We start from the raw sequence: 13,326 nt of genomic DNA on the forward strand, positions 1-13,326 counted from the left end.
TGCCTCGAGGCGTCGTTATGAGCTTATACAGCACTTCATGAATGATGACTCAATAAGCTGCAGGCAGTACCGCAAGACAGCCAATGGCTTGTGGGGCGGCTGTCTGCATGATTACCTTTCGCGTTTAACCTGCCGAGAATTCATTTCCGGAATGACAAAAGAGATGCTGGTTCCCTCGTTCGGCACGCTTCGAACGACCAGCCCCGTCCCATAGGTCTGGACAAGCCGGCGATGCGTATTGTACATGCCGATGCCGCGCTTCGCCGGACCGGGCTCATCCAGCAGATGAAGCACTTTCTCCGGCTCCATTCCTTTGCCGTTGTCCTTGACTTCCACGAGGATATGCTGCTCCTGCCGCACAATCCGGATGCGGATTGTACCGCCCTTGGCTTTCTGCAGAATGCCATGCCGAACGGCATTTTCAACCAGGGGCTGAATGGTGAGCGGAGGCAGAACCATATCGATCTCCGGATCAACGTCCCATGCAATCGTCATTCGGTTGCTGTGGCGCTCTTGTTCGACATAGAGATAGGCGCGTACCAGTTCAAGCTCCTGCGAAAGCGAAACGAACTGATCCGAATTCTGATAATGGAAGCTGATCTGCAGATAAGAGCTGAACGCTTCGCTCAGGCTGCGCATCCGGTCAAGGTCAATCTCGCTGAGGGCCATAATTGAGTTCAAGGTATTAAACAGAAAGTGCGGGTGAATTTGCGCCTGTAAATACGCAGCCTCCATGCGGAGCCGCTCATCAATCGAGCGCTTCATCGCGGTTAAGGAGCGAATGCGGTATTTCAGTTCCAGCGAATCCACCGGCTTGGTCACATAGTCATTGGCGCCGGCTTGAAACCCTGTATAGATGTCTGCCGCCTCGCTGCGTGCGGTCAGCAGCAGCACAGGGAGCTCGGATGGGCTAAAGCGCTCCCGGATTCGGCGCGTCAGCTCATACCCCGACATTTGGGGCATCATGACATCCGTGATGACAAGATCCCAGGACTTGGTGCCAAGCAGCTCCAGCGCTTCGCTGCCTGACGAAGCAAACGTAATATGGTAAGGCTCCTGAAACAGGATTCCTCCTAGCACTCTCAGATTGACCCTGTCGTCATCTACGGCGAGCACGTTGAACGGATGCTTGGCCGTGACGGTATCAGCCTCCGGTGGAAGCAGGCTCAGTTGATCGAGCTGGCTGCCCTCCACGATATAGCTGAATGACTCTTGGCCCGCGGCCAGCTCAGCTGCCGCCTCGTCGCCTGTCGCTTCCGCGACAGGGAGCATGAACGCAAAGGTGGAGCCTTGTCCAAGCTCCGACGTAACGCTCAGCGTCCCGCCATGTAGCTCCACCAGCTCTTTGCTGATGCTGAGCCCAAGCCCGATTCCCTTGGCATCGTTAAAGCCGGGATGCCCCTGTTCATAAGGAAGGAATACGCGCTGGCGCGTCTCCTCATCCATGCCCACACCGGTATCGGTGACTTCGATCAGGACGTGATCGTTCACCACCTTGGCACTTACGGTGATCGTTCCGGCTTCGGTAAATTTAAGTGCGTTATGAAGCAGATTCAGCAAAATCTGCAGCAGCCGTTTTTCATCAGCCAAAATGTAAGGAAGCTGCTCCGGGATATCCATCCGCATCTCTACATCCGCTGCCTTAGGCGTAAATTTCAGAATATCGAATACGCCATGAACGACCGATTGCAGTGACATCGGCTTTGGCTTGAGCATGATTCGCTTCTCTCGCAGACGGACGGCGTCCAGCAAATCATTCAGCAGATGAGACATCTGATGACCGAGGGTGACAAGCAGCTTCAGATCCTCCACGCTTCGGTATGTCATGCCGGCCTGTTCCCTGTCGGCGACGCTTTGCGCGATATTGATGATGCCGTGCAGCGGCGTTCTCAGCTCATGCGAAGTGTTGGCAAGGAACCGGTCTTTCATCTTGTCCGCAGCTTTCAGCTCTTCGTTCAGCTGGCTGATTTGCTGGGTATTGTGGTAATAGCGGCTGAACCAGTAGGACGAAAATCCGACGACGGCAGCCAGAATATCAAAAGGATAATAGACAACAGGCAGTTCTATAAATATTTCACTGATGGACCATGCCACCCCGCAGAAGATCCCGCTCGATGACAGCAACAAATAGATGGCGTGCTTGCGGCTTTCCATGACCATGCGCACAAATCGGTACAGGAATACCGGCATCGGAAGCAGATAAAATGCCGAGAACACCCGGTAGTGATAGGTAACTGACACCCAAGATGGCGGAGCAAACAGCACAAACACCGAATATAGCAGCAGCAGGGCGGAATAAATGTAAAACCAGGTGCCTTTTGTAGGCTTGCCATAAAATCTGCTGCTTAACTTGACGAAGAAGAAGACCATCCACATGTACGAAAGGAGTCTGATTTTCAGCGTCCATTCATAGTTGAGCGGCACCCATTGCAGCAGAATTGAGTCTGTACTGATGGCGACCGTAATAGCCGTAATGAGCATCATCAGAAGAAAATCAAGCAGCATGAACTCCCGTGGGTTTAAGAAATACAAGATACATGCATAAAGCGCATGCAGCAGCAAAATGACAAAGGTGATGAGCTGAAGATCAACCGACACGCCGTAGGTGCGGTCGATCTCTTCCTCAGAGCCCAGCATAACGGATCTTGCAATTCCGCCGACGAACGGTTCGTCAAAATTAGCCACGCGAATAAAAAGCTCAATTTCTTCAGCATCGCGAGCACCGTCATAGTCAACGACCAATGAGTTTCGGACCGGCACATAGGAATCTGCATTCGTTCCTATTTGGCCGATTTGCAGCAGGGTAGTTCCGTTGATCTCGACTTCGGCGGATAGCCGGATCTCCGACAGCCACAGCGATATCGGCGTTCCTAAAGGCTCGTCCAGCATAATTCGGAGTCTGTAAGTCCCCACACCGAAGGCAGTTTCAGCAAACTCTGAGCTGACGTCCCGCCAGCTCTGGGGCACCTGAATATAGTGAGGCTTCAGCGCTTGTTGCTGTAGCTCTGCCCTTCCGATAAGCACGCCAGGATAAAATTCCCATTCTCCGTCGATCGGGATTGCCGGCAACGGATTAAGCTGATAATCGCGCAGATCCAGAACCCCATGCTCAGCTGAGGGATGAGGCGGCAAGGAGTATGCCTGCAGCCAAATCAGCCGCATGCCCAGAAGCACAGCCAGAAATATAATGACAATCAAGAAGTTTTTTAGTATGGATTTTCTGATGATTTTATCAGGCATTATGGCACCGTCCGCTTTAGCATGTAGTTTCATTATCATACGAAAAAAATCCCGGCGCGTACAGAAGAAAGTCAGGACAATGGCTTAATATTTCTCTATATGAGTCATAAGACCTTGATTCTAAAGACCTATAAAAACTCGCCTTACTCCTGAAATGGAATAAGGCGAGTAAAGTGAATGGAACTGTCCCGGTTATGAGGCTATAACGAATCAATAATTACATATGAATATCTCGGTTGGTGCTGACCGCATCCTTAGGCGACTCTTTCGGTGTGAACGGCCACCAGTTCGCACGTCCGAACAAACGCACCATCACAGGGACGAAGAACGGAAGGAACACGAGGGCGTACAGTACAAGACCGACGAGTACAACCGTGGCAATCTGCATCATCGACAGCACACCGGACGGATACATGGCTGCGAAGGTGCCGCCAAGGATGACCACCGCAGACAGGATGACGGTTCCCATATTTCGCATCGCGTGAAGGATGGCGTCTTTAACGTCCCAGGTTTTGTTCTCGTTAAACCGGGCCATCAGGAAGATGCTGTAATCGACGCCGAGCGCAATCAGCATGACGAAGCTGAAGAACGGTGTCGCCCATGTAATTCCGGAATAGCCGAGCCCGTTCACGAAGATCAGTTCGGTCACGCCGACAGAGGTGAAGTACGTAATGACCAGAGAGATAATCAGATAGATCGGCATCACGATGGAACGGAGAAGCACGATCAGGATTATGAAGATGCCGGTGAGCATTAAAATAACAGTTCGGCTGTAATCATCATTTGAGATCGTTTGCAGATCATGGTTGGTGCTCGTAATTCCGCTGATGGCCACTTCGGCATTTTCCAGCTTCGTATGAGCCACCGCGCGTTCTACAGCGGACAGGATCTGCTCAAGACTGTCCATCGCTTCCTCGCTGTACGGATTGGCTGACAGCACGACATCCAGCTTCATCACCTTGCGGTTATCGGACAGGTAAGTGTCGAAGACGGTCTGGAAATCGCTGTTCTCCAGCGCTTCTTGCGGAATGAAGAATCCGCTCAGTTCCTCATCCTGGATGCTTTGAAGCTGTTCTAGGTATCCTTGGGCGGAACCCAGGCCATCCGAGATTTGCCGCAGCCCGTCGGCGCTTGCAGTCAGCCCTTCGGTCAGCTCACCGATTTGGCCGGTTAGTTCGCTGAAGCCGTCTGCCAGCTGCTTCTGTCCGCCTTCCAGCTGTCCCAGCCCATCGGTGATGGACGGAATCTGCCCGACGATTTGCTGCTGTCCATCTGCGGCCTGCGACAGTCCGGCTTGCAGTTCACCAATGCCGGCCACAATCTGCTTCAGCCCCTCGGCAAGCGCGTCCTGCCCAGCGGCTGCCTGTGCATATCCGGCATTCGCTTCTTCAACGCCGGCAGCAGCGCCTTTTATCTGCTCTGATATTTGTCCCAGCCCGGCTGCCAACTGGGCTGCGCCGGATCCGGCTTGGGTTACGGTTCCTTTAATGGTCAGGTAATCCGGATTTTGCAGCAGATCCGGGTGGCTGCTCTCCAATCCGGAGAAGGAGGCATCCAGACTGCTCAGGGCAGCTGCAACACCATCCAGCTGCTCTCTGATGCCGGCAACGCCGCCGTCAAGCGCGGATAATCCGCTGCCAAGCTGCTTGTAGCCTTCCAGCAGCTGGGCGTGCGCATCCGCCAGCTCCTTGGCGCTGTCGGCCGCTTGCTGCAAGCCGGCTTTCAATTCGCCGGCGCCGGCGGAGCCGCTCGCAATCCCTTGCTGGATCGCGCTCAAGGCCTGACCAAGCTCGCCAATGCCCTGCTTCAGATCCGCTGTCCCCTGGGTCAGCTCCATGGCGCCGGCAGCGGCTTCGCTCAGCTTGGGCGCATTTTCACTCAGCTGTTTGCCGGCCTCGGACAGGCCATTTTCAATTTCATTTAGCCCGCCTTGAGTCTGATCCAGGCCCTCATTTAAAGTCTGAACCTGTGTCGGGATCAGGAAGTCATGAATTTGTTCCCCGGTCGGGCGCGAGAGGCTGCGAACTGCAGAAACGCCGTCAACCTTTTCGATCTCTCGGCTGATTTTCTCTGCCAGACCGACATATTCGGCCGTATCCATCAGGTCATCGTTTCGGATGACAACGGTAGAAGGCATGGATTCACCAGGTCCGAAGCTCTCAGAGATGATATTAAATCCTTTGACCGACTCGTATTGCGGCCCGATCTCCTCCAGACTGTTAAAGGACAGCTTGCCGCTATAGGTGAGAAGGAACGGTGCTACGATGACTGCAACAACGAGCAGCGACGCCAGGGGACGCTTGAGCGAGAATGCCCCGGCGACTCCCCACAGCTTGTTCTCCGAGTGCTCCAGACTGCCGCGGGAAGGCCAGAAGAGCGCCTTGCCCAGCAGTGCCATGAAGAAGGGCACCACGGTCAGCAATGCAATTAGCATGATCGCAATACCGACGGCTACGGCAACTGCGGATTTGTACAGAATGAATTCAGACAGGCCGATGGCAATAAAGCCAACAAATACCGCGAGGCCGGAGTATATGACTGTACCGCCGGCTTTGCGGTAAGTTTCGATAACCGCTGTTTTGGTATCCTCAGCGGCTGCCAATTCCTCCTTAAAGCGGCTGATCAGCAAAATGCAGTAATCGGTGCCGATCCCGAACATGACAGCGACCATGAATACCTGGGTAAAGGTCGAAATCGGGAAATCGAATCGGTCGACTAGAAAGGAGACCACCGATTGAGACACAATGTAGCTCAAGCCCACGGTCAGCAGTGGCACAAACGGAGCAACAAAGGAACGGAACACAATGAATAGAATGACGAGAATGAAAACGACAGTAATATATTCCGTTTTCTTCAGCCCTTCCTCGGAGCTGACGATGGTATCCTCATTGATGAGGCCTTCACTGGTCAGATAATGGTCTGCTGTTACGTCTGCCAGCAGCTCTTTCACCTGCCCCGGCAACTGCTTGACTGCTTCCTGGCCTCCGCTGACCTGGAGCGCAACCATAATGGTGTTGCCGTCTGCCGCGATCAGCGTATCCGCCAGCTCCGACTGTGTGAACGGATCGTTAATGGAGGTGATGCTGAGCTTATCTCTATTCTCGCTCAGACGCTCCACGCCCTGGCGTATACTGTCTTGATCCGCCTCGCTTAATCCGTCAGGCTTGTTGAAGACAAGCGCCACCTGACTCAGCGAACGGCCGTCCTCACTGTCGGAGGCTTCCCTTAGTATTTGAGAAGCTCTCGAGGAGGAGTAGCCATCCGGAACGGAGAGCTGTCCCTTCTCTCTTACAAGATCCGCCATGGATGGCGCCGTTAGAAACAAGCCAGCGGCTACAGCAATCCATAGGATCATGATGAACCATCTTGCTCTCAGTATGGTTTTCAATTCTTTCTCCCGCCTTCCTGCATTAACTGCCCCAACTTTTCAAAATTAGAAATGAAGGATTCGATTTCTTCCTCCTCAAAATGCTGCAAATAAGGTGAAATGAGTTCCCTGATTTGCTTGCGGCACGAATCGAAAATGGAGCGTCCGTGATCGGTAATCGATAGATAGATGATGCGGCGGTCAGCTTCATCCCGCGTTCGCTCAACCATTCCGGCCTGCACCAGACGATTGACTATCGCCGTAATGGAGCTTTTGCCGACGGAGAACATCTCCGCTAGCTGGGAAGGCGTGCATTGCGGGATATCGTTAATCAGCAGCATGATCTGATATTGATCATCGGTCAGCGTTTCGCCAAGCTCCTCCCGAATACGGGCATTGATTCGACGTACAACAAATGAGTGAGCATTCACATACCGGTCGATCCACTCCTTTATTTTATCGTCCAACAGATTGTTCCTCCTTCAAATAGTTCGATTATGAAATAGTTTTATTATAGAACTATATAGCAGCAGAATATTGAAGTCAAGATGACGCCTTGTCGGACATGGGGGGCTTTCGCTCATTTCGCAAGCCTAGCTTTATACAGATTGTAACATTAAATATAAACCTTCAAGCACCATGACGGTATCAGCTTCGGAAAAGCGGACTGCATCAAGGTTCGGAGTCATCAAATTTTGTACTTGCATCAATGTTGTAAGATAGGAATGCACTGCCGGAGATAGCGTTAATAATGCTTCCGAAGTCAGTTTTGTTGCGAAGACCCCCCAATGAAGCATCTGCTCCACAAAACTTTTAGGAGGTTAAATCATGCACCCAACCATCAAAATCCGCGGGGCGAGGGAGAACAATCTCAAGAACATCTCCCTTGAAATCCCCAAACACAAGCTGATCGTCGTTACAGGTCCTTCCGGTTCGGGGAAATCAACCTTAGCCATGGACACACTCCAGCGGGAATGCCAGAGGCAATATATGGAGTCCATGGGCATGGTATCCGATTCGGTCAGCAAGCCCAAGGTCGATTCCATCGAGGGATTATCTCCTTCCATCAGCGTTGGCCAGCATGTGACCAATCGCAATCCGAGATCGACGATCGGGACGGTTACCGATATCTATACCCTGCTTCGTATATTGTTTGCCAAGCTCGGGGAGCGGCCGTGCCCTGCTTGCGGTGAGACGGTTGCCCCGCCGGTCGATGGCGTGCCTGCCCAGATCTCTGCGGATGACTCCGAGCCCTACGATGCATTTGAGACGGTTCGTTGCAGGCGATGCGGTCATTCACTGGAGAAGCTGACCATGTCGCATTTCTCGTTCAACAAGCCAGAAGGGGCTTGTGAGACTTGCAGCGGTCTTGGCCATACAGTCGAACTGAACATGGAGGCGGTGTTCAGACCGGAGCTGAGCTTGAAAGACGGGGCTGTCACGACATGGTACAGCGCGATTGTGGATTACAGCACGAATATATTAAAGGCGGCCGCGAAGTATTACGGCTTTTCGTTTGATGAGCATCTGCCTTTGCAGGATTATTCGGAAATCCAGCGCGATTTGCTCTATTACGGTGTGGAAAGCGAGCCATTTGCCCGCCATTTCCCAGACATGAAACCGCCCAAGACGGTGAGTCAAGGCAAATTCGAAGGGGTGGTGACTGGGATCCGCCGAAGATATCTGGAGAAAGGAAGCGAATCCTCCGAGGCTTCCCTGTTCCACGAGTTCACATGCACCGATTGCCAAGGCTCCAAGCTGAAGAAAAGCAGCCGCGAGGTCCGGGTGGACGGTGTATCCATCAGCGAAGTCAATGCCTGGGCGATCGGCGATGCATTAACCTGGCTGGAAAGGCTTGGCGGCAAGCTTTCGGAAGATCACCTGCATATCGTGGAACCGATCATTCATGACTGCGTAATAAGACTGAAACGCATTATGGACGTCGGGCTAGGCTATATGTCGCTGGAGCGGCAGGTCGTCACGATGTCCGGAGGTGAAGCCCAGCGACTGCGGCTCGCTTCAATTCTTGGCTCAGGACTCACCGGTGTGCTGTACATTTTGGATGAGCCGACTACCGGTCTGCACCCGAAAGATACAAGAGGATTGATCCAGGTGCTGAAGCAGCTTCGTGATCTGGGGAACACCGTGCTTGTCATTGAGCATGACGAGGAAGTGATGCAGGCTGCCGATCATATTATCGACATCGGCCCGGGAGCAGGCTCGAAGGGCGGTACGGTCGTAGGCCAAGGAACATTCGAGCAGCTGTTGCAACAGCCTTCTTCCGTGACGGGTGCTTATTTTAGGGAGTATGGAGGGCATTGGCCGGGAAGGCAGCCAAGGCCGGGCAACGGCAACAAACTAACGATTCATGAAGCCTCCCTTCGGAATTTGAAGCAAATTACGGTTTCCTTCCCGCTCGGTTGTCTGGTCTCGGTAACGGGTGTGTCCGGTTCCGGCAAATCAACGCTGTTATTCGATCTGCTGGCCGAATCAGGCAGCGGGAGCAAGACGCCTCCCGGCTGCAAGGACATTACCGGCTGGGATTCGATTGGCCAGCTTGTTACGGTGGATCAGTCCCCGGTATCTCGCATGCAGCGTTCGAACGTAGCCACATACACGGATGTGTATACCCATATTCGAAGCGTGTTCGCGAGCTTGCCTGAAGCCAGACGAAACCGGCTGACTGCCAAGCATTTTTCCTTTAACACGCCGGGAGGACGCTGTGAAACCTGTCAGGGGCTTGGTGTCGTACCGATGCACATGCACTTTCTGCCCGAGATCGAAATTCGTTGTCCGGCATGCCGAGGCAAACGTTTCAAGCCGGAGGTGCTCGAGGTGACGTATCAAGGGTATTCTATCTCCGATATGCTTGATATGACGGTGGAGGAAAGTCTACCGGTGCTGGAGGGCCAGCCGAAAGTTCTTGAGCTGACTCGCCTGCTCTGCGAAGTTGGACTTGGTTATTTGAAATGGGGACAGTCTGTGCGCACTTTGTCCGGCGGTGAGGGTCAGCGGATTAAGCTGGCGAAGGAGCTAAGCAAGAAGACGAAGAAGCATACGCTGTACCTTCTGGACGAGCCTTCAACCGGACTTCATCCCGCCGACGTCAGACAGCTGCTGCATCTGCTAGACCGGTTGGTCGATGCAGGCAACACGGTTATTCTGGTTGAACATCATATGGATCTAATTGCTGCCTCGGACTGGATTGTTGATATCGGTCCGGGTGGAGGGGCCGCCGGCGGAGCGGTTGTGGCCGAGGGGACCCCCGAAGCGGTCGCACAAGTGGAGAAGTCGCATACCGGGCGATTCCTCAAGGAATTAAGATATGGATAGGAAAGAGGAGTGAGGCTTGGTGGATCAAACGACAGAGAATGTAAAGATGGAAGAAGAGAAAGGGGCGGTCACACGGACGACCGTCCGTTACCTGATCCGGCTGCTGGGATCGGCAGGCATTCCCAAGCTGGTGCTTGCCTTTGCAGTAGTGCTGAGCTTGATCGGAGCGGTCACAGGGCTCATCGTTCCGCTGATCACCGGGCAGCTGATCGACAGCTTCTCGGCCGATATGCTGCGGATGGAGACGATTGGCATTCTGATTGCGATGTTCCTGCTTGAAGCGGTATCCAGCGGGTTCTCGTACTATATGCTCGCTTATGTCGGGAACCAGACGGTGAATAAAATCCGAAAGCGACTCTGGAACAAGGTATTGGCACTGCCAGTCCCGTTTTTTGACCGTCATCGCTCGGCTGAGACAATGAGCCGGGTCACGAATGATACGAATGAGGTGAAGACACTCATCACCGACCACCTCATCTCATTTTTCTCCAATTTGCTTACCGTTGCTGGGGCGGTGGCGATTCTGTTCTACCTGGATTGGCAGATGACGCTGATTATTCTGATTGCTGTGCCGGTCGGTTTCGGCATTCTGATGCCAATCGGCGGTAAAATGTACAAGGTATCCATGAGCCAGTACGGCAAACTTGCCCAATTGTCGGCCATGCTGACCCAGGTGATCGGCGAAATCCGCCTAGTTAAAGCCTCCAACGCCGAGCGGCGTGAGGAGAAGAGCGGCTATGACCAGATGGATGATCTGTACCGCTTCGGCATGAAGGAAGCGAAGATCAATGCGGTGCTCATTCCGCTCATGTCGATGGTGATGGTGGTGCTGCTGGTCGTCATTATCGGTTACGGCGGTGTCCGGGTATCCTCGGGTGCGCTGAGCGCAGGCGAGCTGGTTTCCTTCATCCTGCTGCTGTTCCAGATTATGTTCCCCTTCAGTCAGTTTGCCACGTTCTACACGCAGCTCCAGAAGGTTATGGCGGCGACAGAGCGCTTGAGACTGATTCTTGAATACGAGCCGGAGACGGAAGAACGCGCAGCGCTGCAGGCTCCGCAGGGACATCAGGACTTGGCATTCCGCGAGGTAACCTTTGCTTATCATGAAGGGGAGACGATTCTGTCAGAGGTAAGCTTCACCATTCCGGCCAAAAAAGTGACGGCGCTTGTCGGACCGAGCGGAAGCGGCAAAACAACGGTGTTCTCTTTGATCGAGCGTTTCTATACGCCAAGCAGCGGCTCGATCGAGTTTGGGGAGGTGCCAATCCGGGATTACAGCCTGGACTCCTGGCGCAGAAAGCTCGGCTACGTCTCCCAGGACAGCCCGCTCATGACCGGGACGATCCGCGACAACATTATCTACGGCCGGGAGGAGCCTGTGACCGAGGAGGAGATCGCTGAGGTGGCAAGGTTGGCTTATGCGGAAGGTTTTATTCAATCGCTGCCAAGAGGCTATGATACGGAGGTTGGCGAGAGAGGCATTCAGCTGTCTGGCGGTCAGCGGCAGCGGGTGGCCATCGCCAGAGCCTTGCTCAGGAAGCCGGATATCCTGCTGCTGGATGAAGCGACGGCCAGCCTGGACAGCGACTCCGAGCATGAAGTGCAGAAGGCGCTCAACAATCTGATGGAGGAGCGGACAACGGTGGTCATCGCGCATCGACTGTCCACGGTCGTGGAAGCCGACCAGATTGTCGTGCTGGAGAACGGTCGCATTACGGGCAGCGGCAAGCATGAGGAGCTGCTGCTTAGCCATCCGTCCTATGCGGAGTGGGCCAAGAAGCAGTTTCATATCGGGAATGACGCAGAAGTGTGAAGTTGTCGTCTCATCAAGAAAAGTCAGGGGAGCTCAGGCCTATCAACGGCCTGAAGTCGCTTCCTATAACAAACACTGGACTCCGGGGCTAAGTATAGCTTAACGGAGTCCCTTTTTTCTGTAATCGACTACCGGTCTTATGGATATACGGATATAATATTTCATCGGTTTGTCGGCCCGAAATTTGATATGATCAATGTAAATATAAAAAAAAGGGGGAGGCTTTCTATGACTTTGCAGCAGTTAAGATACGTCATTGAGGTTGCCAACCGCGGCTCGATGAACGAGGCGGCCAGGAGGCTGTTCATTTCGCAGCCCAGTCTCTCCAGTGCGATCAAGGATCTGGAAGAGGAGCTTGGCATTACAATCTTCGAACGGACGAACAAAGGGATCATCTTGTCCAAAGAGGGAGCCGAGTTTCTCGGATATGCGCGTCAGGTGGTGGAGCAGGCTGAGCTTCTGGAGAGCAGATATTTGAACGCTAAGCCTTCACCGCAGCATTTTTCCGTCTCGACGCAGCACTATGCGTTTGCTGTGAATGCTTTTGTCTATTTGGTGCAGCAATACGGGCAGGACGAATACGAGCTGGCGCTGCGTGAAACGAAGACCTACGAGATCATCCAAGACGTCAAGACGCTGCGGAGCGAAATAGGCATTCTGTATCTCAACGAATTCAACTCCAAGGTGATTAACAAGCTGTTGAAGGATGCGGGCTTGCAGTTTACAAGCTTGTTTACAGCACGGCCGCATATATTCATCAGCATTAAAAATCCGCTTGCGAAGCAGTCGATAGTGACCATTGAGGAGCTGCAAAATTATCCGTACCTGTCCTTTGAGCAGGGGGAGTACAACTCCTTCCACTTCTCTGAGGAAATTCTGAGCACGCTGTCTCACAAGAAAAGCATTCGTGTCAACGACCGGGCTACATTGTTTAATTTGTTGATCGGTCTGAATGGGTATACGATCTCCACCGGCGTGCTGAGCGCGGATCTGAACGGCAATGAAATTATTCCGGTGCCGCTGGACTGTGACGAGACGATCAACGTAGGCTGGATCAATCATAAGAACGTGTCGCTGTCCAAGCTTGCCGAGGCCTATGTGGAGGCACTGCACCGGGCGATTGCGGAGTAGATGCAAAATAGATGCAAGGATAGATGCAAGGATAGATGCAAGGATAGATGCAACGTAGATGTAACATAGATGCAAAATAGAGGCAGAGAAACTGCGGCACAGCTGTGGAGTAACTGCGGAGTAGCGGATTAACACTCGCTATCCAGGAACTTTGCATCATTATCCCTTTTGATCAGGTCGCACAGAGATCAGGTAGTACAGAGATCAGGTAGTACAGAGATCAGGCAGCACAGAAACAGCCAACCAGGAAGAGCGATAAATTTACATGCTCAGAAGAAGATATATTTTGGTAAAGGCAATTGCAGATCATGAGCTTGTCTCAGGCGAAGGTCGAAGTTTAAGTGAAGTGAACCAAGCCAGGCAGCAGATCCTGAATTTAGATGAGATGAACCGAGCCAGACAAAGGTTCTACATTTAGACGAGATGAACCAAACTAGGCAGT

Annotated in this window: 6 protein-coding genes; 3 read left to right on the top strand and 3 right to left on the bottom strand. The window is 52.9% G+C overall.

Translation table 11 applies throughout. The annotated features are described in order from the left end of the window. Positions 1–111: 111 nt before the first annotated feature. The 3 genes from MKX64_RS17620 to MKX64_RS17630 form a co-directional block, all read right to left on the bottom strand. Complete coding sequence (locus MKX64_RS17620) at positions 112–3,240, bottom strand: sensor histidine kinase (RefSeq protein WP_155617688.1); 3,129 nt, start codon at positions 3,238–3,240, stop codon at positions 112–114. 217 nt (positions 3,241–3,457) lie between these two features. Then, the gene (locus MKX64_RS17625; protein ID WP_155617687.1) at positions 3,458–6,628 is read right to left on the bottom strand and encodes an MMPL family transporter; all 3,171 of its coding nucleotides are present in this window, start codon (positions 6,626–6,628) and stop codon (positions 3,458–3,460) included. Further along, entirely contained in the window at positions 6,625–7,074 is a 450-nt protein-coding gene (locus tag MKX64_RS17630) for a MarR family winged helix-turn-helix transcriptional regulator (protein ID WP_095263926.1), read from the bottom strand. The genes MKX64_RS17625 and MKX64_RS17630 overlap by 4 nt, the downstream gene beginning before the upstream one ends. 361 nt (positions 7,075–7,435) lie before the next feature. Between MKX64_RS17630 and uvrA the strand changes: the two genes are divergently transcribed. The 3 genes from uvrA to MKX64_RS17645 all read left to right on the top strand — a co-directional run bounded on the left by uvrA (position 7,436) and on the right by MKX64_RS17645 (position 12,884). Beyond that, entirely contained in the window at positions 7,436–9,940 is a 2,505-nt protein-coding gene (gene uvrA, locus MKX64_RS17635) for an excinuclease ABC subunit UvrA (protein WP_095263927.1), read from the top strand. Between the two features lie 46 nt (positions 9,941–9,986). Further along, on the top strand, positions 9,987–11,753 hold the full coding sequence (locus MKX64_RS17640) for an ABC transporter ATP-binding protein (protein ID WP_095263943.1): 1,767 nt from the start codon (positions 9,987–9,989) through the stop codon (positions 11,751–11,753). A gap of 228 nt (positions 11,754–11,981) precedes the next feature. After that, on the top strand, positions 11,982–12,884 hold the full coding sequence (locus MKX64_RS17645) for a LysR family transcriptional regulator (protein ID WP_095263928.1): 903 nt from the start codon (positions 11,982–11,984) through the stop codon (positions 12,882–12,884). The last annotated feature ends 442 nt before the right edge of the window (positions 12,885–13,326 follow it).

Origin of the sequence: Paenibacillus sp. FSL M8-0334 (assembly GCF_038000405.1) — a bacterium.
GTDB classification, from domain to species: domain Bacteria; phylum Bacillota; class Bacilli; order Paenibacillales; family Paenibacillaceae; genus Paenibacillus_AQ; species Paenibacillus_AQ campinasensis.